Below are 23858 nucleotides of genomic sequence, written 5' to 3' on the forward strand. Positions count from 1 at the left end.
ATAGCATCAATGTTTTGCACTGACAAGCTGAGGTGGCGCCGAAGCTTTGAGAGGGGCGCCGGGGCCCCAACTTGGGGCATGTGGCTGTTGCCAATTGCCAACGTCCCGTAACGGAGTGTGTCTGCAGCCTGGACGTAAAAAAGCGCGCACACGGGGGGTATGCGCGCTTCTAGGGCAGGGCCGGTAGCCCCCGGGATCAGGCGTCCAGCAGGATGCGCAGCATGCGGCGCAGTGGCTCGGCAGCGCCCCACAGCAGCTGGTCGCCGATGGTGAAAGCGCCCACGTATTCAGGGCCCATGGCCAGCTTGCGGATGCGGCCGACCGGGATGGTCATCGTGCCAGTCACCGCCACGGGCGTCAGATCCTTGATCGTGGCTTCGCGGGTGTTGGGCACTACCTTGGCCCACTCGTTGTCGGCAGCGATCATGGCTTCGATGTCCGCAAGGGGCACATTCTTCTTGAGCTTGAAGGTCAGCGCCTGGCTGTGGCAGCGCATGGCACCCACGCGCACGCAGAAACCGTCCACCGGCACAGCGGCGGCATCAAAGCCTTCGCCCTGGCCGAGGATCTTGTTGGTCTCGGCCATGCCCTTCCATTCTTCCTTGGACATGCCCCAGGCAGGATCGTCCTGGCTCTTGCCAATACCCAGATCCTTGTCGATCCAGGGGATCAGGCTGCCGCCCAGGGGCACGCCGAAGTTGGCGGTTTCGGCGCCGGTCAGGGCACGCTGCTTGGCGATGACCTTGCGGTCGATTTCCAGGATGGCGCTCTTGGGGTCGTCCAGCAGCGAGCGCACTTCGGCGTTCAGCGTGCCGTACTGGGTGAGCAGCTCGCGCATGTGCTGTGCACCGCCGCCGGAGGCCGCCTGGTAGGTCTGGGTGCTCATCCACTCCACGAGGCCGGCCTTGTACAGCGCGCCCACGCCCATCAGCATGCAGCTCACGGTACAGTTGCCGCCGATCCAGTCCTTGCCGCCGTTGGCCAGGGCGTTCTTGATGACGGGCATGTTGACCGGGTCCAGCACGATGACGGCGTTCTTCTCCATGCGCAGGGAGGAGGCGGCGTCGATCCAGTGGCCATTCCAGCCGGCGGCGCGCAGCTTGGGGTAGACCTCGTTGGTGTAGTCACCGCCCTGGGCGGTGATGATGATTTCGCAGCGCTTGAGGGCCTCGATGTTGAACGCGTCCTGCAGCGCAGTTTCGTTCTTGGCCTGGGCAGGGGCCTTGCCGCCTGCGTTCGAGGTGGAGAAGAACATGGGCTCGATCAGATCGAAGTCCTTCTCTTGTTCCATGCGGTCCATCAGGACCGAGCCGACCATGCCGCGCCAGCCGACCAACCCTACCAACTTGCTCATTTCAACGCCCCTTTTCAGTGTAAGAAACAGTGCCCGACCGGGACTGACCTTTGCCCCGGCTCGTCTGGGCCAGGGAGGGCGCACGACGATACCGGAGCTGGGTCAGCCCTTAATGGTCGTGGTTTTGGTGGTGATTGCGCGCACAGCCACGCCTGCCAGGGCGGCAGTAGCGGTGTTCAGGTCGAACGGGCGGGCGGCAAACATGGGCGAGATTGTAGCGGATTGCCTGCGAATGCAGCATTTTTAAGCCCAAACCACCGGATTTCAGGGATGGGCGATGCTTTCTTGAGACAGGTGGAGAGCAGGCACCCACAAAAAAAGCGCCGCAGTGCGGCGCTTCTCGGGAAGATCGGGCCCGCTGGCGGGGCCCGTCTTCATCAGTTCATCACTGCGCGGACAGCGCCTTCACCACGGCGTCGCCCATCTGCGAGGTGCCCACCTTGGTCGTGCCTTCACTATAGATGTCCGGTGTGCGCAGGCCTTGCTCCAGCACCTTCTGCACGGCGGCCTCGATGCGCTTGGCGGCTTCGTCCTGGTTCAGCGAGAAGCGCAGCATCATGGCGGCGCTCAGGATGGTGGCCAGCGGGTTGGCCACGCCCTTGCCCGCGATGTCGGGGGCGCTACCGTGGCTGGGCTCGTACAGGCCCTGGTTGCTGCTGTTCAGGCTGGCCGAAGGCAGCATGCCGATGGAGCCTGTCAGCATCGACGCTTCGTCGGACAGGATGTCGCCAAACATGTTGCCGGTCACGATCACATCGAAGGCCTTGGGCTTCTTCACGAGTTGCATGGCGGCGTTGTCCACGTACATGTGCTCCAGTTCCACGTCCTGGTAGTCCTTGTGCACGTCGATGACCACGTCCTTCCAGAACTGGAAGGTTTCCAGCACGTTGGCCTTGTCTACGCTCGTGACCTTCTTGTTGCGCTTGCGGGCGGCTTCGAAGGCCACGCGGGCGATGCGTTCGATCTCGGGGCGCGAGTAGCGCATGGTGTCGAAGGCTTCTTCAGCGCCGGGGAAGTGGCCGTCGGTGGCCACGCGGCGGCCACGGGGCTGGCCGAAGTAGATGTCGCCCGTCAGCTCGCGGATGATGAGGATATCGAGGCCCGCGATCAGCTCGGGCTTGAGGCTGGATGCACCCACCAGCTGCTCGTAGCAGATGGCGGGGCGGAAGTTGGCGAACAGGCCCAGGTTCTTGCGCAGGCCGAGGATGGCCTGCTCGGGGCGCAGGGGGCGGTCGAGCTTGTCGTACTTCCAGTCGCCCACGGCGCCGAAGAGGATGGCGTCGGCGCTCTTGGCCAGATTCAGCGTGGCTTCGGGCAGCGGGTGGCCATGGGCTTCGTAGGCGGCGCCGCCCACCAGGGCGGATTCCATCTCGAACTTCAGGTCGAGCGCCTTCAAGACCTTGACGGCCTCGGCCACGATTTCGGTGCCAATGCCGTCACCCGGCAGAACTGCGATTTTCATTGGTTTGCTTCTATTTTGATAGCTGCTTGCGCTTTATGGATGCGCGGAAACGGCCATTTTTGATGGATATTTTGGGGCTCAGGACACCATGGTGTGCGCCAGCCAGGGCTTGGTTGCCAGGCGTTCGGCCTCGAAAGCCTTGATCTTGTCGGACTTGCGCAGGGTCAGGCCGATGTCGTCGAAGCCGTTGAGCAGGCAGTACTTGCGGAAGGCGATCACATCGAACGGGATCTCCTCGCCCTGCGGGCGCACGACCACCTGGCGCTCCAGGTCGATGGTGAGCTGGTAGCCGGGGAAGGCGGCCACTTCGTCGAACAGCTGGGCCACGGTGGACTCGGGCAGCACGATGGGCAACAGGCCGTTCTTGAAGCAGTTGTTGAAGAAGATGTCGGCAAAGCTGGGCGCGATCACGGCGCGAAAGCCGAACTGGTCCAGCGCCCAGGGCGCGTGTTCGCGGCTGGAGCCGCAGCCAAAATTCTTGCGCGCGATCAGGATGCTGGCGCCTTTGTAGCGCGGCAGGTTCAGCACGAAGTCGGGGTTGGGCTTGCGCTGGCTTTCGGGGATGCCGGGCTCGCCCTTGTCCAGGTAGCGCCACTCGTCAAACAGGTTGGGGCCAAAGCCCGTCTTCTTGATCGACTTGAGGAATTGCTTGGGGATGATGGCGTCGGTATCGACGTTCTCGCGGTCCATCGGGGCCACCAGGCCCTTGTGCACGGTGAATTTCTGCATGGCTGCCTTGTGTTACTTGTTGGCGGCGCGTTCAAGCGCGCCCCCTGCCCGTTGAACGTCCTGGCCCACGCCCTTGACGGTGTTGCATCCGGCCAGCAGCAAGGCGGCAGACAGTGCGATGAGGGTTGCGGCAATTTTCTTCATGGCGGGCTCCTTCAGGCGAATTGGCGAATGTCCACAAAATGGCCGTGCACGGCCGCGGCGGCGGCCATGGCGGGGCTGACGAGATGGGTGCGGCCCCCAGCGCCCTGGCGGCCTTCGAAATTGCGGTTGCTGGTGCTGGCGCAGCGCTCGCCGGGTTCCAGGCGGTCGGCGTTCATGGCCAGGCACATGCTGCAGCCGGGCTCGCGCCATTCAAAGCCTGCGGCCTTGAAGATCTGGTCCAGGCCTTCACGCTCGGCCTGCTCTTTGACGAGGCCCGAGCCGGGCACCACCATGGCCAGCTTCACGTTGCTGGCCACCTTGCGGCCCAGGTTCTTGACCACTGCGGCGGCTTCGCGCATGTCTTCGATGCGGCTGTTGGTGCAACTGCCGATGAACACCTTGTCGATGGTGATGTCGTTGATGGGCTTGCCCGGTTGCAGGCCCATGTAGGTGAGCGCACGCTCGATGGCACCACGCTTGTTGGCGTCCTTTTCCTTGTCGGGGTCGGGCACGCGGGCGTCCACGCCCAGCACCATCTCGGGGCTGGTGCCCCAGGTGACCTGCGGCACGATCTCGGCCGCGTCGAGCTTGACCACGGTGTCGAACACAGCGTCTGCATCGGAGTGCAGCGTCTTCCAGTACGCCACGGCCTGGTCCCACTCCACACCGGTGGGCGACAGGGGGCGGCCCTTCACATATTCAATCGTCTTGTCGTCCACCGCCACCAGGCCCGCGCGTGCGCCGCCTTCGATGGCCATGTTGCACACGGTCATGCGGCCTTCCATGCTCATGGCACGGAACACCGAGCCTGCGAATTCGATGGTGTAGCCCGTGCCGCCCGCCGTGCCGATCTTGCCAATGATGGCCAGCACGACGTCCTTGGGGGTCACGCCTTTGGCCAGCTGGCCGTCCACCTGCACCAGCATGTTCTTGGCCTTCTTGGCCAGCAGGGTCTGGGTGGCCATCACGTGTTCGACCTCGGAGGTGCCTATGCCGTGGGCCAGCGCGCCAAACGCGCCGTGCGTGCTGGTGTGGCTGTCGCCGCACACCACGGTCATGCCGGGCAGGGTGGCGCCGTTTTCGGGGCCGATCACGTGCACGATGCCCTGGCGCTTGTGCATGAAGGGGAAGAACGCCGCCGGCGAGATGGTCGCCATGTTGTCGTTCAGCGTGGTGATCTGTTCCTTGCTGACCGGGTCGGTGATGCCGTCATAGCCGTTCTCCCAGCCTGTCGTGGGCGTGTTGTGGTCGGCCGTGCCCACGATGGAACTCATGCGCCACACCTTGCGGCCCGCTTCGCGCAGGCCTTCGAACGCCTGCGGGCTGGTGACTTCGTGCACCAGGTGGCGGTCGATGTAGAGGATGGAGGTGCCGTCCTCTTCGGTGTGGACGACATGCTCGTCCCAGATCTTGTCGTACAGGGTGCGTCCCATGGCGTGGCTTTCTACTTTCAGGTGGGGGATTGGATTTTAGTGTCGGGGGCCGGGTGCACTGGCGCCGGTTCAGGCTGTGGCGCGAGGTGTTCCACCAGCAGGCGTGCCGTGATGGGCAGGGCCTCAAAGTCGCGGGCCACCACCCGCAGTTCGCGGTGGGCCCAGGCGTCGGTCAGCGGGATGGCCTGCAGCTGGCCCACGCCGCGCATGAGCGCAAATGCCCGGTCGGGCAGCAGACCCACACCCAGGCCGTTGTCGATCATGCGGCACATGGCATCAAGCCCGGTTACCTGGATGCGCTGGCGCAGCGGCCGCCCGGCAGCAGCGGCGGCTGCGCGCATGGCCAGGCTGATGCTGCTGTTGGCGTGCAGGCCGACGATGTCCCAGTCCAGGACTTCTTCAAAATTGATAGCTGCTTGGGCAGACAGGGCGTGCCCAGACGGCACTACAAGCACCAAACGGTCTGACCGGTACGGGCGGCTTTGCAAGGCAGGGCTGCCCCCGGCGCTGGCGGTGCCGATGTTGCAGATGCCCAGATCGGCCGCGCCCTCCTGCACGGCGTGCAGCACGTCGCTGGAGAGGTGTTCCTGCAAGTCGATCTTGATCTGGCTGTGCTCGCGAGCAAACGCGCCCAGGTCTTCGGGCAGAAACTGGAAGATGGCCGAGATGTTGGCGTGCATGCGCACATGGCCGCGCACGCCGTCGGCGTATTCGCTCAGCTCGCCCTGCATGCGCTCCAGGCCAAACAACACAGTGCGGGCGTGGTGCAGCAGGCTCTCGCCCGCGGGGGTCAGGGTCACGCCCCGGCTGTGGCGGTAGAGCAGGGCGGTGTCCACGGCCGTTTCCAGGTCGGACAGGCGCTTGCTGACGGCCGATGCGGCAATGAATTCGCGCTCGGCCGCCCGGCCGATACTGCCGAGTTCGCACACCGCCACAAACAGTTGCAGCGAGGTGAGGTCGATACGGCGCGCAAAACTGCGCTCTGAGCTTTTCATGGGGCGTTTGTCTTCTCTGAATGAGAAGGTTGGCTATTTTCTGCCCATTATGTTTTGTTTGTCATCGCCATGTGCGATGGCTTGGCTGCCCGTCCGCGTGTGAATGGCGAGCTGGCGGGCCCCGGGCGGGCCGAGGTGGTGGATTCAGGCCGCGCAGGTGCTGCCGTGCTCCGGCACTGCCGCATTCCAGCGCAGCTCGTGCGCGATGCGCTGGCGCAGGTGGTCGGCCGCGCCCATTTCGCCATGCACCACATACACCTGGTCGGGCGCATGGCCCATGCTGCGCAGCCAGGCGATGAGCTGGTTGCCGTCGGCATGGGCCGAGGCGGACGACAGCCGCACCACCTCTGCGCGCACCGCCACGTCCTGGCCGTGGATGCGGATCGTCTTTTCGCCCTCGGCCAGGCGGGCGCCGCGTGTGCCCGGCGCCTGGTGGCCGGTCAGGATGATCATGTTGCGGTGATCGCCCGCGTGCAGCGCCAGGTGGTGCAGCACGCGCCCGCCGGTGGCCATGCCGCTGGCCGACAGGATGACCATGGGGCCATGCAGCCGGGCCAGGCCCTTGGACTGCTCGGGCGTCTGGACCATGGTGGCGCCATGCTCCAGCGCCTGCACCTCGCGGTCGCTCAGTCGGTGCTCCTGCATGTGGTGCTGGAACAGGCCTGTGGTGCTCACGGCCATGGGGCTGTCCAGAAACACCTTGAGCGATGCAGGCACCACCCCCTGCGCCTTGAGCAGGCCAATGGCATGCAGCACCACCTGGGCGCGGCCTACGGCGAACACCGGCACCACGGCCGTGCCGCCGCGCGCGGCCAGGCGCTGCAGGGCGGGGCCCAGTTCGTCCAGCAACCCCTCGGGCGGGTGTTCGCGGTCGCCGTAGGTGGATTCGATGAGCACCGTGTCGGCCGGGGGCGGGGCATCGGGTGGGTTCATGAGCAGGTCATCGGGCCGCCCCAGGTCGCCCGAGAACAGGATGCGCCGGCCGCCCACCTCCAGCAACACGCTGGCGGCGCCCAGGATGTGGCCTGCCGGGGAGAACGTCACCCGCCAGCCGGGCAGGGGCTCAAATGCCTTGTGGAAGGCGTGGGTCTGGAACTGCTTGAGGCAATGCAGCGCATCCAGCCGGGTGTACAGCGGCAGGGCCGGGCTGTGGCTGCTGAGCTGGTGGCGGTTGAGGAAGGCGGCGTCCTCTTCCTGAAGATGCCCGCTGTCGGGCATCAGGATGGTGCACAGGTCGCGTGTGCCTGGCGTGCAGTGGATGGCGCGGGCATAGCCATCGCGGGTGAGCAATGGCAGGTAGCCGCTGTGGTCCAGGTGCGCATGGGTCAGCACCACGGCATCGATCTGGTGGGGCGTGACGGGCAGGGGCTGCCAGTTGCGCAGGCGCAGCTGCTTGTAGCCCTGGAACAGGCCGCAATCCAGCAGCAGGCTCTTGCCGTTGTGGCGCACCAGGTACTTGGAGCCGGTGACCGTGCCCGAGCCGCCCAGGAAGGTGATATTGACGTTCATGCCGATGCCCCTTGTTCCCTTTTTTCCCGGATTGCGGCCCTTTGACCGGCCGGTGGGCTTTCATGCTACTGCGCAGATCGCCCAGGGTTGCGGCGGGCGGGAGGATTCTTGCCTCAGATCAAGAAATTACCGCTGGCAATGTTTTTCTGTTGCAAATCCCCCGGCGGTACTACAGTGGGCAGCCCATCTCCCTGATGCCCCGTTTTGGCGGGACCTTCATCCCAAAGGTTGAGGTATGCAACCCAGGTTTTCCTGTCACGCGCATGGCGCCTTGCTGGCAGCAGTTTTGCTGACGGGCGGGCCGCAGGTGCGCGCGCAGGCCCTGGACGATCCGCCCGAGTGGGCGGACGAGCCGCCCGTGCTGTCGCGCTGGCTGGAGGAGGGCTACGACGCCGAAGTGCGGCGCCAGCCGCACCGCGCCGCGCAGCGGTACTGCGATGCCGCACGCTATGGCAGTGTGGAGGCGCAATACCGCCTGGGTCGCCTGCTGATGCGGGGGCGCGATGTGGTCCCCGACCCGGCGGCCGCCGCCACCTTGCTGGCCCTGGCCGCCCAGCGGGGACACGAGAAGGCGCGCAGCCTGGCCGAAGGCCTGGTGCTTGGTGATCAGCTGCCGGACTGCCTCACCACGGGTGATGCGCCCCGGCTGGAGGTGCGCGATTCTGCCCAGGAGGTCGTGCCCCAGGAGGTGGTGGACCGCTATGTCAGCAACCTGCCCGACGACAAGCGCCGCCACGCCGAGCTGGTGCAGCGGCTTGCACCCCGCTTCGAGGTGGACCCGCGCCTGGCGCTGGCCATCGTGCGCTCCGAATCCAACTTCCAGGCCCGCGCGCTGTCGCCCAAGAATGCGCAGGGGCTGATGCAGCTGATCCCCGAGACGGCCGAGCGTTTTGGCGTGCGCGATGTGTGGAACCCCGAGCAGAACGTGCGGGGCGGGTTGACCTACCTGCGCTGGTTGCTCGACCGCTTCGGGGGCGATGTGGCACTGGCCTCGGCCGCCTACAACGCGGGCGAGAAAGCGGTGGAGCGCCATGGCGGTGTGCCGCCCTACAGCGAGACGCGCGAGTACGTGCGCCGCATTCTGGGCTTTTACCGCGCGCCGCAGCATGAGCGGCCTGGCAAGGCCACGGGGCTTGTAGCGCAGCCGGTTGTGCGCATGAAAAAACCCCCCGGGCCGTGAGGCCGAGGGCGGTTGGCAGTCGGGCGTTGCGGTGGCCTGATCAGCTGAAGAAATTCTTCAACCGGTCTGTCCAGCTCTCGCCGCTGGGCGAGTGGCGGGCGCCGCCCTTCTTGAGCGAATCTTCCAGCTCGCGCAGCAGCTTGCGCTGGTGCTCGGTCAGCTTCACGGGCGTCTCGACGGCGATGTGGCAGTACAGGTCGCCGGGGTAGCTGGCGCGCACGCCTTTGATGCCCTTGCCGCGCAGGCGGAACTGTTTGCCGGCCTGGGTGCCTTCAGGGATGTCGATGGCAGCCTTGCCGGCCAGCGTAGGCACCTCGATCTCGCCACCCAGCGCAGCCGTGATGAAGCTCACAGGCACCTGGCAGTGCAGGTCGTCGCCGTCGCGCTCAAAGATGTCGTGCTTCTTCAGGCGAATCTCGATGTACAGGTCACCCGGTGGGCCACCGTTGGTGCCTGGCTCGCCGTTGCCGGTGGAGCGGATGCGCATGCCGTCGTCGATGCCGGCAGGGATCTTCACTTCCAGCGTCTTTTGCTTCTTGAGCTTGCCCTGGCCATGGCAGGCTGTGCAGGGCTCGGGAATGATCTTGCCCGTGCCCCGGCAGTGCGGGCAGGTTTGCTGCACGCTGAAAAAGCCCTGGCGCATCTGCACCGTGCCCGCACCCTGGCAGGTGCCGCAGGTCTTGGCGCTGGTGCCGGGCTTGGCGCCGCTGCCATGGCAGGTGTCGCAGCTTTCCCACGAAGGGATGCGGATCTGCGCGTCCTTGCCACGTGCGGCCTCTTCCAGCGTGATCTCCATGGCATAGCTGAGGTCGCTGCCCCGGTAGACCTGGCGGCCACCGGCACCGCGCCCACGCCCGCCCTGCTGGCCGAACATGTCGCCAAAGATGTCGCCAAAGGCCTCGGCAAACCCGCCAAAGCCCTCCGCCCCCGCACCACCGGGGCCGCGCATGTTGGGGTCTACCCCGGCGTGGCCGTACTGGTCGTAGGCGGCCCGCTTTTGCGGGTCCGAGAGCATCTCGTAGGCCTCCTTGGCCTCCTTGAATTTCTCTTCGGCAGGCTTGGCCGCGTCACCCTGGTTGCGGTCAGGGTGGTGCTTCATCGCGAGCTTGCGATAGGCCTTCTTGATTTCTTCGTCCGAGGCGTTCTTGGGAACGCCCAGGATTTCGTAAAAGTCTCTTTTCGACATGGTGATCTGCGGTCCGGTTGGAACAGGAACGCCGCGCAAGCACCGTCAACGGCACCGCGCGGCGGCTGGGATCAACGGGAAGGTGTTCAGCCCTTCTTGACTTCCTTGACCTCGGCGTCCACCACGTTGTCATCGTCCGCAGGCTTTGCGGAAGATGCGGCGCCTGCAGCACCTGCTGCGTCGGCACCACCGGCGGCCTGGGCGGCTTGTGCAGCCTGGGACTCGGCGTACATCTTCTCGCCCAGCTTCTGGCTGGCGGCCATCAGGGCGGTGGTCTTTTCGTCGATGGAGGCCTTGTCCTCGCCCTTCAGGGCTTCTTCCAGTGCCTTCACGGCGGCCGTGATCGCGTCCTTTTCGCCTGCGTCCAGCTTGTCGCCGTGCTCGGCCAGGCTCTTGTTCACGCTGTGAACGGCAGCTTCGCCCTGGTTCTTGGCCTGCACCAGTTCCAGCTTTTTCTTGTCGTCGGCGGCGTTCAGCTCGGCATCCTTCACCATCTTCTGGATTTCTTCTTCCGACAGGCCGGAGCTGGCCTTGATGGTGATCTTGTTTTCCTTGCCCGTGCCCTTGTCCTTGGCGCCCACGTGCAGGATGCCGTTGGCGTCGATGTCGAACGACACTTCGATCTGGGGCACGCCACGCGCTGCGGGTGGAATGCCTTCGAGGTTGAACTCGCCCAGGGCCTTGTTGCCCGATGCCATCTCGCGCTCGCCCTGGAACACCTTGATCGTCACGGCGGGCTGGTTGTCGTCGGCCGTCGAGAAGGTCTGCGCGAACTTCGTCGGAATCGTGGTGTTCTTGGTGATCATCTTGGTCATGACGCCGCCCAGGGTCTCGATACCCAGGGACAGGGGGGTCACGTCCAGCAGCAGCACGTCCTTGCGGTCGCCCGACAGCACCTGGCCCTGGATGGCAGCGCCCACGGCCACGGCTTCGTCAGGGTTCACGTCCTTGCGGGGGTCCTTGCCGAAGAATTCCTTGACCTTCTCCTGCACCTTGGGCATGCGGGTCATGCCGCCGACCAGGATCACGTCGTGGATGTCGGACACGGACACGCCGGCATCCTTGATCGCCACGCGGCAAGGCGCGATGGTGCGCTCGATCAGCTCTTCCACCAGGGCTTCCAGCTTGGCGCGGGTCAGCTTGATGTTCAGGTGCTTGGGGCCCGACGCGTCGGCCGTGATGTAGGGCAGGTTGATGTCGGTGGAGGCCGAGTTCGACAGCTCGATCTTGGCCTTTTCAGCGGCTTCCTTCAGGCGTTGCAGGGCCAGCACGTCCTTGGACAGGTCCACGCCCTGTTCCTTCTTGAACTCGCTGATGATGAAGTCGATGATGCGCTGGTCGAAGTCTTCGCCGCCCAGGAAGGTGTCGCCGTTGGTGGACAGCACTTCGAACTGCTTTTCGCCGTCCACGTCGGCGATTTCGATGATGGACACGTCGAACGTGCCGCCACCCAGGTCATACACGGCGATCTTGCGGTCGCCCTTTTCCTGCTTGTCCAGGCCAAAGGCCAGGGCCGCTGCGGTGGGTTCGTTGATGATGCGCTTGACTTCCAGGCCGGCGATGCGGCCGGCGTCCTTGGTGGCCTGGCGCTGGGCGTCGTTGAAGTACGCGGGCACGGTGATCACGGCTTCCGTGACGGGCTCGCCCAGGTAGTCCTCGGCGGTCTTTTTCATCTTGCGCAGGATATCGGCCGACACCTGCTGGGCCGACAGCTTGCTGCCACGCACTTCCACCCAGGCATCGCCGTTGTCGGCAGCCACGATGGAGTAGGGCATCAGGTCGATGTCCTTTTGCACTTCCTTTTCGGTGAACTTGCGGCCAATCAGGCGCTTGATCGCGTACAGCGTGTTCTTGGGGTTGGTCACGGCCTGGCGTTTGGCCGAGGCGCCGACGAGGATCTCGCCATCTTCCTGGTAGGCCACGATGGACGGCGTGGTGCGCGCACCTTCGCTGTTCTCGATCACGCGCGTGGTGTTGCCTTCCATGATGGACACGCAGCTGTTGGTGGTGCCCAGGTCAATGCCGATGATTTTTCCCATGATTTTTCTCCGAATGCTTGAATGGTTTGGATGGCTAGTAACTTGTGGATAACTCGTGGGGGTTCAAGTCATCCGTGCTGATTTATTTGAAGATTTACTTCGGGGCCGTGACGGTGACCAGGGCTGGGCGCAGCACGCGCTCGGCGATCACATAGCCCTTTTGCAGCACGGCCACGACGGTGTTGGCTTCTTGTTCTGCGGGCACCACGCTGATGGCCTGGTGCTGGTGCGGGTCGAACTTGGCACCGGCGGCGGGGTTGATGGCGATCACCTTGTTGCGCTCCAGGGCCGAGGTCAGCTGGCGCAGGGTGGCGTCAGCGCCTTCGCGCAGCTGCTGGGGCGTGGCTTCCTTGATGGCCAAGGCGGCGTCCAGGCTGTCGGCCACGGGCAGCAGGCTTTCGGCAAAGCTCTCGATGCCGAACTTGCGGGCCTTGGCCACTTCGTCATCGGCACGGCGGCGGGCGTTCTCGGCCTCGGCCTTGGCACGCAGGAACTGGTCGGCCAGGTCGGCACTCTTGGCCTTCAGCTCGGCCAGCTCGCCCTGCAGGCGGGCCAGCTCGTCGGAGGCGTGGGCAGCCATGGCGGCTTCGACTTCTTCGGGGGCGGGGGCGCTCTGGGGCGGGGTGGTTTGGCTGTGGTCTGACATGTCTTGGTCTGAAGGTGAATGAAACAGTACGCGCGGGAGTTGGGGGCATGCCACCACAAATCAAGGTCTGCACCAGGGATTTGTCTTTTGGGGCCCTGCATGCAGCGCGCGGCGGTGGTGAGCATGTCGGCCCAACCCCGGGTTTTGCAAGGGTGGAGTGCCCTTTGGGCCTGCACTTGCGCTGTGCTGGGTGAGGCTTGCCGCGTGCAGAGTGTACAAGCGGCAGCGGCCGGGCTATAATCGCAGGCTTTCCCTTGCCACACCACTTCTAGACGCGGTGGGTGGTCTCACCCAAAAGGAGTTTGCATGCGTCATTACGAAATCATTTTGTTGATCCATCCGGATCAAAGCGAACAAGTTCCAGCCATGCTGGAGCGCTACAAGGGCATGATCACCGCTGGCGGTGGCAAGGTGCACCGTGTGGAAGACTGGGGCCGTCGTCAACTGGCGTACCTGATCAACAAGCTGGCCAAAGCCCACTACCTGTGCGTGAACATCGAAGCCGACCAAGCTGTGATGGCTGAACTGGAGCACGCCTTCAAGTTCAACGACGCCGTGCTGCGCCACCTGACGGTTCAGAAGAAGAAGGCCGACACGGGCCCATCTTCCATGATGAAGACCGTCGAGCGCGAAGAAGCCCGCAAGGCCAGCCAAGCGGAATACGCAGCTGCCGGCGGCGAGCGCGGCGAGCGCTGATCCATCACTCTTTGGAGTGGAGAACCGCGTTGTCCTGACCGCCTGTATCGCAGAGGCTGAACCCCTGCGCTACACCCCCGCCGGATTGCCTGCCATCACCCTGCGTCTCGAACACGAGTCCCAGCAAACTGAGGCAGACCATCCCCGCGAAGTCAGGGCAGCCATGAAAGCCGTTGCCTTTGGTGCAATGGCCGAGCGGCTGGCAAGGCAGAACATCGGAAGTCTCTGGACTTTCCATGGATTTCTGGCCAACCAGCGCAATGGCAAGACTGCAGTGCTCCACATCCAGGATATTCAACAAAATTAATTTTCAAGGGGTCCGCAATGGCCACGTTCAAGAAGTTCAACAAAGACAAGCGCCCAAAGCGCAACACCCAGTCCCTGCTGTTCAAGCGCAAGCGCTTCTGCCGCTTCACGGTGACGGGCGTTGAAGAAATCGACTACAAGGATGTCGATACGCTGCGCGATTTCATCGCCGAAAACGGCAAGATCATCCCCGCGCGCCTGACCGGCACGCGCGCCATCTTCCAGCGTCAGCTGAACACCGCCATCAAGCGCGCCCGCTTCCTGGCCCTGGTGCCTTACAGCGACCAGCACAAGATCTAAGGAGCACAACCCATGCAAATCATTCTGCTCGACAAGGTTGTGAACCTCGGCAACCTCGGTGAAATCGTCAAGGTCAAGGACGGCTACGCCCGCAACTTCCTGATCCCTTCGGGCCGTGCACGCCGTGCCACCGAAGCTGCCAAGGCAGAGTTCGAAGCCAAGCGCGCTGAACTCGAAAAGGCTGCTGCCGCCAAGCTGGCAGAAGCCCAAGCCCAAGGCGAGAAGCTGGCTGGCACCACCGTCAAGCTGACCCAAAAGGCGGGCGTGGACGGCCGCCTGTTTGGTTCCGTGACGAACCATGACATCGCCGAAGAGCTGAACAAGCTGGGCTACAAGGTTGCCAAGGCCCAGATCCGCCTGCCCAACGGCCCCATCAAGGTCGTGAGCGAAAGCGCTGTGAACGTGGCTCTGCACACCGATGTGGTGGTGGAAGTCAACGTGTCGGTCTACGGCGAAACCGCTTGATCGACAGCGCGTAGATAATCTGCGCGACTCACTGCGAAAGCCGCCTCCGGGCGGCTTTCGTGTTTTCGATCGGGGCATTTGTACAGGGTTGCCCACCGGTCATCCACAGATTGTCCCAAGGCTTATCCATCCAGGCCGCCGCCCCGTGGTCCATGGGGTGGCCTGTTTTCAGACCTGTCCCGGAGAAATCCATGTCCGCTGTTTTCCCTCCGCTCGATGAACAGGGCTCGCTGCCATCCCCCAGCGAGGATCAAGAAATCGCCAAGCTGCGCACGCCGCCGCATTCCATTGAGGCCGAGTCCAGCGTGTTGGGCGGTCTGCTGCTGGATAACAACGCCTGGGACCGTGTGGGAGACCTGCTCAAGGAAGGCGATTTCTACCGCTACGAACACCAGGCCATCTATGCGGCCATCGGCGCACTGATCAACGCCAGCAAGCCTGCCGACGTGATCACGGTGTTTGAGCAGCTCAAGAACCAGGGTAAGGCCCAGGAGATGGGCGGGCTCACCTACCTGAACAATCTGGCGCAGTACGTTCCGAGCGCCACTAACATCCGCCGTTACGCGGAGATCGTGCGCGAGCGGGCCATCCTGCGCAAGCTGGTCACGGCCAGCGACGAGATCTCCACCAACGCCTTCAACCCACAAGGCAAGACGGTGGAGCGGATCCTGGACGAAGCCGAGGCCAAGATCTTCGCCATTGGCGAAGAGGGGTCGCGCAACAAGCAAGGTTTTCAGTCGCTCGATAATCTGGTGATCGACCTGCTCGACAAGGTGCAGGAGATGGCCGACAACCCGGCCGACGTGACTGGTGTACCCACCGGTTTTGCGGACCTGGACCGCATGACCTCGGGCCTGCAGGCGGGGGACATGATCGTGCTGGCGGCCCGCCCCTCCATGGGCAAGACCTCGTTTGCCGTGAACATCGCCGAGCATGTGGCCCTTAACGAAGGTCTGCCGGTTGCAATTTTCTCGATGGAAATGGGGGCCGCCCAACTGGCGGTCCGTATCGTGGGCTCGATCGGTCGGGTGAACCAAGGCAACCTGCGCACTGGCAAACTCACGGATGATGAATGGCCGCGCCTGACCGAGGCCATCGAACGGTTGCGCACCGTCTCGCTGCACATCGACGAGACCCCGGGCCTGTCTCCTGGCGAGCTGCGCGCCAACGCGCGCCGTCTTGCACGCCAGTGCGGCAAGCTGGGCCTGATCGTGGTGGACTATCTGCAACTCATGAGCGGTTCCGGATCGGCAGCAAGTTCGGACAACCGGGCCACCGAGCTGGGCGAAATCTCCCGGGGTCTCAAGATGCTGGCCAAGGAGCTGCAGTGCCCGGTGATCGCGCTGTCGCAGCTCAACCGCTCGGTGGAGCAGCGCACCGACAAGCGCCCCATGATGTCCGACCTGCGCGAATCGGGCGCTATCGAGCAGGACGCGGACATCATCATGTTCATTTACCGCGACGACTACTACAACAAGGACAGCAAGGAGCCCAACGTGGCCGAGGTCATCATCGGCAAGCAGCGTAACGGCCCGACGGGGACCGTGAAGCTGTTCTTCCAGAAGAACCAGACCCGCTTCGAAAATTTGGCCATGGGCGGCGGCGACGACTACTGAAGCGCGGAAATCGATCTCCAAAAACAAAAGGCCCCTGCCGACGGCAGGGGCCTTTTCATTTTTGGTGCGATGTCAGAGAACTTCGCTGGCAAAGTCCGCCAGGCGCGAGCGCTCACCCCGTGCCAGCGTGATGTGCCCGCTGTGTGGCCAGCCCTTGAAGCGGTCCACCGCATAGGTCAGGCCCGACGAGCCTTCGGTCAGATAGGGTGTATCAATCTGCGCCAGGTTGCCCATGCAGATGATCTTGGTGCCCGGGCCTGCACGGGTGATCAGGGTCTTCATCTGTTTGGGGGTCAGGTTTTGCGCCTCGTCGATGATCACGTACTTGTTCAGGAAAGTGCGTCCGCGCATGAAGTTCATGCTCTTGATCTTGATGCGGCTGCGGATCAGCTCATTGGTGGCTGCGCGGCCCCATTCGCCTGCGTTGCCGCCGTCCCCCTTGGCCAGAAACTCCAGGTTGTCGTCCAGAGCGCCCATCCAGGGACCCATCTTCTCTTCTTCAGTGCCGGGCAGGAAGCCGATGTCCTCACCCACGCTCACGGTGGCGCGGGTCATGATGATCTCTGTGTAGCGGCGGTCGTCCAGCACCTGGGTGAGGCCTGCGGCCAGGGCCAGCAGGGTCTTGCCGGTGCCGGCTGTGCCGGTCAGCGTCACGAAGTCGATCTCCGGGTCCATGAGCAGGTTCATGGCGTAGTTCTGCTCGCGGTTGCGCGTGGTCACGCCCCACACAGCGTTCTTGGCCGAGCCATAGTCCTTGAGCGTCTGTAGCACCGCCGTTTTTTCGCGGATCTCGCTCACGCGCGCAAACAGGCTGGGCTCGCCGGGGGCCTCGAAGTACACGAACTGGTTGATCATCAGCTGCGGCACGATGGGCCCGCCGATGCGGTAGTAGGTGTGGGCGCCGCTCTGCCAGCTTTCCACATTCTTGCCGCTCTTGGCCCAGAAGTCGGGCGGCAGGGCCAGCACACCTGCATAGAGCAGGTCGCCGTCTTCGAGTGTCTTGTCGTTCTGGTAGTCCTCAGCGTTCAGGCCGAGGGCGCGTGCCTTGACGCGCATATTGATGTCCTTGGACACCAGCACCACCTCGCGCGGTGCGTGCAGCTTGCGCAAGGCTTCCACCACGCCCAGGATCTGGTTGTCGGCCTTGCCGGGTGGCAGGCTGGTGGGCAGGCTGTAGTCCAGCGGCACCGTCTGGAAGAACAGGTGGCCGCCCGCAGCACGCTGGCCGGTGGAGTCGAGCTTCAGGCCCTTGGCCATGTCGGCGCCCTGGGCGGCGGCCAGCGCATCCAGCGTGCGACTGGCTTGGCGGCCATTGCGGGCGACTTCGGTCATGCCCTTCTTGTGGCCGTCCAGCTCCTCCAGCACGATCATCGGCAGGAAGATGTCGTGCTCTTCGAAGCGGAAGAGGCTGGTCGGGTCGTGCAGCAGCACATTGGTGTCCAGCACGAAGAGCTTGGTCGGGCCTTGCGGTGCGGCCTTCTTGCCCCGTGGCGTAGTGGCAGGTGCTGCAGCGCTGGGGGTTGTGGTCGCAGTGGTGGCGCGGGCCTTGCGCGCGCCTGTCGCGCGGGCGGCGGGCGATGCTGCAGGCTCGGGGGCGCGGGCCAGGCTCTCTGCCGAGACCAGAGGAGTGGCGACTAGGGCGACGGGCGCCAGCGGCGCCGCGTTGCCTGTTTTGCGCCCGGTGCGGGCCGATGGGGTGGCTGCACGCACGGGGGCGGCAACGGGTTCATTGGCGGATGTGGGTGACACCCGTGGACGGGCCGTGACTTCAAAGGCTTCGGGCGCGAGGAGTGCAGCGCGCCGGCTGGGGGCGGGGGGCAGGGGCATGGTGGCAGGGCCTCGGTCGGTAAATGAAGAAAGACGGGTCAGAAAGCAAAAAGCCGCCTGGAGGCCAAGGCGGCTTTTTGGGGTGGGGCAAACGTCGCGATAACCAGGGGCATAAATCCATTATGCCCACTCTGGATGTCTTGCCAGGGCAAAACCAAGGGGGTGTCGCGTCGATGCTCCAGGGGCTTGATCCAGGCGCGTAGGCAGTGGAGGATCAGGCGGCCTTTTTCAGGGCCTTGATGGATTTGACGGTCTTGAGGACTTCGTCCACATGGCCGGGCACCTTGAGGCCGCGCCACTCTTGCACCAGCAGGCCGTCGGGGCCGATCAGGAAGGTGCTGCGCTCGATGCCCTTGACCTTCTTGCCGTACATGATCTTGTTCTTGACCACGCCGAACATGTGGCACATCTTCTCTTCGGTGTCGGCGATCAGCTCGAAAGGCAGTTCCAGCTTTTCCTTGAAGTCGTCGTGCGACTTCATGTTGTCGCGCGACACGCCGAACACTGCAGCGCCCGCTTTCACGAAATCCTTGTACTTGTCGCGAAACTGCATGGCCTCCGTGGTGCAGCCAGGCGTGTTGTCCTTGGGATAGAAGTACAGAACCAGAATTTGGCCAAGGTGGGAGGTGTTGGAGACCTTGATTCCACCGGTCGCGTTGGCTTCAAATTCAGGGAGGGGTTTGTTGACAACGATCGCCATATCACTTCAATCTCTCAGGATGTAGTCGTTGGTAAGCCGGGGGAGTGGGGTGTGTTATTGCTCTTGGTGGTGCCCCCGACCGCAACCGGTGATTTTACCCCGAAATCGATTGCCGGCCAAATGTAAGACTGTGTGTCTTGCCTTTGGTGGCGCGCACTTTTGCAAGGCTTTGCATAGGCTCTGCGCGCCTGGCGCGGGGGCTGCGGGCGGCCCTCAGGGCTCCAGAATCAGCGCTGCCACCACGTTGCGGCCTTCCCCGGCCAGGATGTTGTAAGTGCGGCAGGCCGCTGCCGTGTCCATGGTTTCCAGCCCGAGCCGCCGGGTCATCAGCGGTGCCAGCCAGGCGGGGGGCGGGAAACGGTTGCGTGTGCCGCTGCCGAAGATCACAAGTTCGGTTTCCAGTGTCGCCAGCTGTGCGAAGTGCTCCGGGGTCAGGTCTTCGTAACGCGCGCAGGGCCATGCCTGGCGCAGACCGCTTGAGCCCAGAAGGACGCTGTGGGTGATCTTCTCTGCGTCCACGCTGATCCAGCCGGGGCCATAGCCGCTGATGGTCTGTGCGTTCGAGCGGTCGGGCTGGAATTTCATGGATGTGCGTGTGGTGCGGTCTGCAGGGCGCCGCCGCAGGCGCGCGCCAGAGGGGAGGGGGCCGGTTCTGTGGTCAAATTATAGGTTTCGCCGAGTGCCCAGCGGCCCTGGCTGCCTTGTCGCCGCTGTCTCGCCGTCTTTTCCACCGCCTCGCTTTTTCGTCAGCGCATGAAAACCGTCCAAAAATCCGCCAAGCTCGCCAACGTCTGCTACGACATCCGGGGGCCGATCATGGACGCGGCCAAGAAGATGGAGGAAGACGGGCACAAGATCATCAAGCTCAACATCGGCAATCTGGCGGTGTTCGGCTTTGATGCCCCCGAAGAGATCCAGCTCGACATGATCCGCAACCTGCCCAACTCGGCGGGCTACTCGGACAGCAAGGGCATTTTTGCCGCGCGCAAGGCGGTGATGCACGAAACCCAGAAGCAGGGCATCAAGGGCGTCGCGCTGGACGACATCTACCTGGGTAACGGTGCCAGCGAACTCATCGTGATGGCCACGAATGCGCTGCTGGACACGGGCGACGAGCTGCTGTTGCCCTCGCCCGATTACCCGCTGTGGACGGCGGCTGCCAGCCTCTCGGGCGGCTCGCCCGTGCACTACCTGTGCGACGAGGCCAACGGCTGGATGCCCGACCTGGCCGACATCCGCGCCAAGATCACGCCCCGCACCAAGGGCATCGTGGTCATCAACCCCAACAACCCCACGGGCGCTCTGTACTCTGATGATCTGCTCAAGGGCATCGTCGCCATCGCCCGCGAGCATGGCCTGGTGATCTTTGCCGACGAGGTGTATGACAAGGTGCTGTACGACGGCGCCAAGCACACGGCGATTGGCTCGCTGAGCGAGGATGTGCTCACGCTCACCTTCAACTCGCTGTCCAAGAGCTACCGTTCCTGCGGCTACCGCGCTGGCTGGCTGGTGGTGTCGGGCGACAAGAAGCCTGCCAAGGACTACATCGAGGGCCTGAACATGCTCTCCAACATGCGCCTGTGCGCCAACGTGCCCGGCCAGTGGGCGGTGCAGACGGCGTTGGGCGGCTACCAGAGCATCAATGAGCTGGTAGGCGAGGGCGGCCGCCTGCGCAAGCAGCGCGACCTGGCCTATGAGCTGATCACCGCCATCCCCGGCGTGAGCTGCGTGAAGCCGCAGGCGGCGCTCTACATGTTCCCGCGCCTGGACCCGGCCGTCTACCCCATCGCGGACGACCAGCAGTTCTTCCTGGAGCTGCTGCAGGAAACCAAAGTGATGCTGGTGCAGGGCACGGGCTTCAACTGGGCCGCACCCGACCACTTCCGCATCGTGTTCCTGCCGCACGAAGACGACCTGCGCGACGCCATCGGCCGCGTGGCACGTTTCCTGGAGCAGTACCGCAAGCGCTGCGGCACCGATCTGCGGCGCGTCGGTTGATACTCATTTTTTGATAGCTGCTAGCGCTTGCTGGACAGGCGCAAACCCCCATTTTGATTGGCAAAAACTTCATGAAACCCATCCAAGTAGGCCTTCTGGGCATCGGCACCGTCGGCAGCGGCGTGTTCAACGTGCTTGCACGCAACCAGGACGAAATCAGCCGCCGCGCGGGCCGTGGCATCGAGATCACCATGGTGGCCGATCTGGACGTGGAGCGCGCCAGGGCCGTGGTGGGCGATGGCATCCAGGTCGTCAACGACGCCCGCGCCATCATTGCCAACCCTGACATCGACATCGTCATCGAGCTGATCGGTGGCTACGGCATTGCGCGTGCGCTGGTGCTGGAAGCCATTGCGGCGGGCAAGCATGTGGTCACCGCCAACAAAGCGCTGCTGGCCGTGCACGGCACCGAGATCTTCGCGGCCGCATCGGCCAAGGGCGTGATGGTGGCCTTCGAGGCCGCCGTGGCCGGTGGCATCCCCATCATCAAGGCGCTGCGTGAAGGCCTCACGGCCAACCGCATCCAGTGGCTTGCCGGCATCATCAACGGCACCACCAACTTCATCCTGTCCGAGATGCGCAGCAAGGGCCTGGACTTCGACGTGGTGCTCAAGGAAGCGCAACGCCTGGGCTATGCCGAGGCCGACCCGACCTTCGACATCGAAGGTGTGGACGCGGCCCACAAGGTCACGCTGATGAGTGCGATTGCGTTCGGCATTCCGGTGCAGTTCGACAAGGCCTATGTCGAAGGCATCACCAAGCTGGGCGCAGCCGACATCAAGTACGCCGAGCAGCTGGGCTACCGCATCAAGCTGCTGGGCATCACCAAGCGCGCTGAAAAGGGCATCGAGCTGCGCGTGCACCCGAGCCTCGTGCCCTCCAAGCGCCTGATCGCCAACGTCGAAGGTGCGATGAATGCCGTGGTGGTGCAGGGCGACGCCGTGGGCACCACGCTGTACTACGGCAAGGGTGCGGGCTCCGAGCCCACTGCCAGCGCCGTGATCGCCGACCTGGTGGACATTGCCCGCCTGCACACCGCAGACCCCGAGCACCGCGTGCCGCACCTGGCCTTCCAGGCCAACACGCTGCAAGGTGCCATGGACCAGCTGCCCGTGCTGCCGATGAGCGAAGTGGTCACCAGCTACTACCTGCGTCTGCGTGTGGCCGACCAGGCCGGCGTGCTCGCCAAGGTCACGGGCCTGCTGGCCGAGGCCGGTGTGAGCATCGACGCCGTGCTGCAGCGCGAGGCCGATGAAGTGGGCGGTGAAGGCTCCACACAGACCGACCTGATCATCCTGACCCACGACACCCGCGAAGGCACCATGGACGCCGTGATCGCCCAGATGCAGGCCCTGCCCACGGTGCTGGCCCCCATCACGCGCATCCGCAAGGAAGAGCTGAACTGAGCCAGCCCCCACGCGCCATGATGCCGCCCCGCCATGCCCACCCTGGTTGCCGCCCTCACGCTGTCGGCGCTGCTCAAAATGGCGCATGTCGATCTGCCGCGCTGGCATCTGGCGTTCTGGTTCGGCCTGCTGGTCATGCTGACCTTGTTCGGGTTCATGCCGCGCGCGCAGGCCATCCTCAACGGGGTGGGCAGTTTTCTGGCAGCCTGGCTGTACTTCGTGCTGCTGGAGCGCACGGACAACTACGAGGACAAGCCACTGCACTGGCTGGTCCTGATCGGCGGCTTCCTGCTGCTGATCGCCTCGCGTTTTTACCTTGATATCCGCGTGTACGGCATCAGTCTTTGAGCGACACCGGAGGGACACTTTCATGAAATACCTCAGCACACGCGGCCACGCAGACCGCAAACAGTTCTGCGACATCCTGCTCGAAGGTTTGGCGCCCGATGGTGGCCTGTACCTGCCCGAGACGTACCCCAAGATCACCGCCGCCGCCTTGACCAAGCTGCGCAAGGCGTACCACGAGCAGGGCTACGCCGAGCTGGCGTTCCAGATCCTGTCGCTGTACATCGACGACATCCCTGCTGCGGACCTCAAGGCCATCTGCGCCAAGACCTACACCGCTGAAGTCTTCGGCACGGGCGAGATCGTGCCCCTGCGCCACCTCGAAGACGGCCTGTGGCTCGAAGCCCTGTCCAACGGCCCCACGCTGGCCTTCAAGGACATGGCGATGCAACTGCTTGGTAACCTGTTCGAGTACGAACTGGGCCGCCGTGGCGAGCAGCTCAACATCCTGGGCGCCACCAGCGGCGACACCGGCAGCGCGGCCGAATACGCCATGCGCGGCAAAGAGGGCGTGCGCGTGTTCATGACCTCGCCCCACGGCCGCATGAGCGCCTTCCAGCAAGCACAGATGTTCAGCCTGCAGGACGCGAACATCCACAACATCGCCATCGAAGGCGTGTTCGACGACTGCCAGGACATCGTCAAGGCCGTCTCCAACGACCACGCCTTCAAGGCCAAGTACAAGATCGGCACGGTCAACTCCATCAACTGGGCGCGCCTGCTGGCGCAGGTGGTGTACTACTTCGCGGGCTACATCCAGGCCACCGAGAGCAATAGCCAGAAGGTCAGCTTCACGGTGCCCTCGGGCAACTTTGGCAACGTGTGCGCAGGCCATGTGGCGCGCATGATGGGCCTGCCCATCGCCAAGCTGGTGGTGGCCACCAACGAGAACGACGTACTCGACGAGTTCTTCCGCACCGGTGTGTACCGCGTGCGGGGCAGTGCCGATACGCACGAAACATCGAGCCCTTCGATGGACATCAGCAAGGCCAGCAACTTCGAGCGCTTCATTTTTGATCTGCTGGGCCGCAATGGCCAGCGCACCAAGGCGCTGTTCAGCGCAGCGCTGCAAACCTATGGCCGCTTTGACCTGAGCGCCGACCCGCTGTTTGCCGACGCCGCCAAGAAATACGGTTTTGAAAGCGGCAAGAGCACCCACGCCGACCGCCTGGCCACCATCAAGGACACCTTCGAGCGCTACGGCGTCACCATCGACACCCACACCGCCGACGGCGTGAAGGTGGCCCGCGAGCACCACAGCGATGCCAAGGTGCCCATGATCGTGCTGGAGACTGCACTGCCCATCAAGTTTGCCGAGACCATCGTCGAGGCCCTGGGCCATGCGCCCGAGCGCCCCGCCAAGTTTGCAGGCATCGAAGACCTGCCCAAGCGCGTGCACGTGATGCCCGCCGATGTGGAGCAGGTCAAGGCCTACATCGAGCGCCACTGCGCTCCCGCTGCGCAGGGTTGAGGCTGTTTCCCCTTCCTGGAGGGGAATGTTTGAGAAAAAAACGCCCCTGGC

At 64.1% G+C, this 23858-nt stretch carries 23 protein-coding genes; 10 read left to right on the forward strand and 13 right to left on the reverse strand.

Annotated elements, in window-relative coordinates; all coding sequences use genetic code 11:
- Positions 1–196 precede the first annotated feature (196 nt).
- The 7 genes from asd to ACSQ3O_RS07475 form a co-directional block, all read right to left on the reverse strand.
- Positions 197–1354 (reverse strand): aspartate-semialdehyde dehydrogenase, encoded by a 1158-nt coding sequence (gene asd, locus ACSQ3O_RS07445; RefSeq protein WP_436138388.1) that lies wholly within the window; start codon positions 1352–1354, stop codon positions 197–199.
- Between the two features lie 385 nt (positions 1355–1739).
- Entirely contained in the window at positions 1740–2816 is a 1077-nt protein-coding gene (gene leuB, locus ACSQ3O_RS07450) for a 3-isopropylmalate dehydrogenase (protein WP_137746213.1), read from the reverse strand.
- 78 nt (positions 2817–2894) lie between these two features.
- On the reverse strand, positions 2895–3545 hold the full coding sequence (gene leuD, locus ACSQ3O_RS07455) for a 3-isopropylmalate dehydratase small subunit (protein ID WP_137746214.1): 651 nt from the start codon (positions 3543–3545) through the stop codon (positions 2895–2897).
- A gap of 12 nt (positions 3546–3557) precedes the next feature.
- Positions 3558–3689, reverse strand: coding sequence for an entericidin A/B family lipoprotein (locus ACSQ3O_RS07460; protein ID WP_063461163.1), 132 nt, complete (start codon positions 3687–3689; stop codon positions 3558–3560).
- 11 nt (positions 3690–3700) lie between these two features.
- Positions 3701–5122 (reverse strand): 3-isopropylmalate dehydratase large subunit, encoded by a 1422-nt coding sequence (leuC, locus tag ACSQ3O_RS07465; protein WP_436138389.1) that lies wholly within the window; start codon positions 5120–5122, stop codon positions 3701–3703.
- Between the two features lie 17 nt (positions 5123–5139).
- A complete protein-coding gene (locus ACSQ3O_RS07470; protein ID WP_436138390.1) occupies positions 5140–6117 on the reverse strand; it encodes a LysR family transcriptional regulator in 978 nt (325 codons plus the stop codon).
- A gap of 144 nt (positions 6118–6261) precedes the next feature.
- Entirely contained in the window at positions 6262–7626 is a 1365-nt protein-coding gene (locus tag ACSQ3O_RS07475) for an MBL fold metallo-hydrolase (protein ID WP_436138391.1), read from the reverse strand.
- A gap of 235 nt (positions 7627–7861) precedes the next feature.
- Between ACSQ3O_RS07475 and ACSQ3O_RS07480 the strand changes: the two genes are divergently transcribed.
- A complete protein-coding gene (locus ACSQ3O_RS07480) occupies positions 7862–8806 on the forward strand; it encodes a transglycosylase SLT domain-containing protein (RefSeq protein WP_436138392.1) in 945 nt (314 codons plus the stop codon).
- A gap of 40 nt (positions 8807–8846) precedes the next feature.
- Here the strand turns inward: ACSQ3O_RS07480 and dnaJ are convergent, their stop codons facing one another.
- From dnaJ to grpE, 3 genes are all read right to left on the reverse strand, one after another.
- Positions 8847–9992 (reverse strand): molecular chaperone DnaJ, encoded by a 1146-nt coding sequence (gene dnaJ / locus ACSQ3O_RS07485; RefSeq protein WP_137746219.1) that lies wholly within the window; start codon positions 9990–9992, stop codon positions 8847–8849.
- Positions 9993–10078: 86 nt separating this feature from the next.
- The gene (dnaK, locus tag ACSQ3O_RS07490; RefSeq protein ID WP_137746220.1) at positions 10079–12031 is read right to left on the reverse strand and encodes a molecular chaperone DnaK; all 1953 of its coding nucleotides are present in this window, start codon (positions 12029–12031) and stop codon (positions 10079–10081) included.
- A gap of 94 nt (positions 12032–12125) precedes the next feature.
- Positions 12126–12677, reverse strand: a complete 552-nt coding sequence (gene grpE / locus ACSQ3O_RS07495) for a nucleotide exchange factor GrpE (protein WP_137746221.1) — start codon at positions 12675–12677, stop codon at positions 12126–12128.
- Positions 12678–12983: 306 nt separating this feature from the next.
- Here grpE and rpsF point away from each other — a divergent pair, with 306 nt between their 5' ends.
- From rpsF to dnaB, 5 genes are all read left to right on the forward strand, one after another.
- Complete coding sequence (gene rpsF / locus ACSQ3O_RS07500; RefSeq protein ID WP_094285575.1) at positions 12984–13373, forward strand: 30S ribosomal protein S6; 390 nt, start codon at positions 12984–12986, stop codon at positions 13371–13373.
- 16 nt (positions 13374–13389) lie between these two features.
- Entirely contained in the window at positions 13390–13680 is a 291-nt protein-coding gene (priB, locus tag ACSQ3O_RS07505) for a primosomal replication protein N (protein ID WP_137746222.1), read from the forward strand.
- Positions 13681–13697: 17 nt separating this feature from the next.
- Positions 13698–13979 (forward strand): 30S ribosomal protein S18, encoded by a 282-nt coding sequence (gene rpsR, locus ACSQ3O_RS07510; protein ID WP_005795932.1) that lies wholly within the window; start codon positions 13698–13700, stop codon positions 13977–13979.
- Between the two features lie 12 nt (positions 13980–13991).
- Entirely contained in the window at positions 13992–14444 is a 453-nt protein-coding gene (gene rplI / locus ACSQ3O_RS07515) for a 50S ribosomal protein L9 (RefSeq protein WP_137746223.1), read from the forward strand.
- 191 nt (positions 14445–14635) lie between these two features.
- Positions 14636–16060, forward strand: coding sequence for a replicative DNA helicase (gene dnaB, locus ACSQ3O_RS07520; protein ID WP_137746224.1), 1425 nt, complete (start codon positions 14636–14638; stop codon positions 16058–16060).
- Positions 16061–16132: 72 nt separating this feature from the next.
- Here dnaB and ACSQ3O_RS07525 read toward each other — a convergent pair whose 3' ends face one another.
- The 3 genes from ACSQ3O_RS07525 to ACSQ3O_RS07535 form a co-directional block, all read right to left on the reverse strand.
- A complete protein-coding gene (locus ACSQ3O_RS07525) occupies positions 16133–17887 on the reverse strand; it encodes a PhoH family protein (RefSeq protein ID WP_436138393.1) in 1755 nt (584 codons plus the stop codon).
- A 214-nt stretch (positions 17888–18101) separates the two neighbouring features.
- Positions 18102–18587: a peroxiredoxin gene (locus ACSQ3O_RS07530; protein WP_063461152.1), complete on the reverse strand. Its 486-nt coding sequence runs from the start codon at positions 18585–18587 to the stop codon at positions 18102–18104.
- Positions 18588–18800: 213 nt separating this feature from the next.
- Positions 18801–19172, reverse strand: coding sequence for an Mth938-like domain-containing protein (locus tag ACSQ3O_RS07535; protein WP_298448742.1), 372 nt, complete (start codon positions 19170–19172; stop codon positions 18801–18803).
- A 168-nt stretch (positions 19173–19340) separates the two neighbouring features.
- Between ACSQ3O_RS07535 and ACSQ3O_RS07540 the strand changes: the two genes are divergently transcribed.
- From ACSQ3O_RS07540 to thrC, 4 genes are all read left to right on the forward strand, one after another.
- Positions 19341–20585, forward strand: coding sequence for a pyridoxal phosphate-dependent aminotransferase (locus ACSQ3O_RS07540; RefSeq protein ID WP_298448740.1), 1245 nt, complete (start codon positions 19341–19343; stop codon positions 20583–20585).
- Positions 20586–20656: 71 nt separating this feature from the next.
- The gene (locus ACSQ3O_RS07545; RefSeq protein WP_137746228.1) at positions 20657–21991 is read left to right on the forward strand and encodes a homoserine dehydrogenase; all 1335 of its coding nucleotides are present in this window, start codon (positions 20657–20659) and stop codon (positions 21989–21991) included.
- Positions 21992–22024: 33 nt separating this feature from the next.
- On the forward strand, positions 22025–22339 hold the full coding sequence (locus ACSQ3O_RS07550) for a response regulator (protein WP_137746229.1): 315 nt from the start codon (positions 22025–22027) through the stop codon (positions 22337–22339).
- Positions 22340–22361: 22 nt separating this feature from the next.
- Positions 22362–23807 carry a threonine synthase gene (gene thrC / locus ACSQ3O_RS07555; RefSeq protein WP_436138394.1) on the forward strand — a complete coding sequence of 482 codons (1446 nt, stop codon included), beginning with the start codon at positions 22362–22364 and terminating at the stop codon, positions 23805–23807.
- The last annotated feature ends 51 nt before the right edge of the window (positions 23808–23858 follow it).

This window comes from Acidovorax sp. LjRoot74, from assembly GCF_964254355.1.
Classification (GTDB): domain Bacteria; phylum Pseudomonadota; class Gammaproteobacteria; order Burkholderiales; family Burkholderiaceae_C; genus Acidovorax.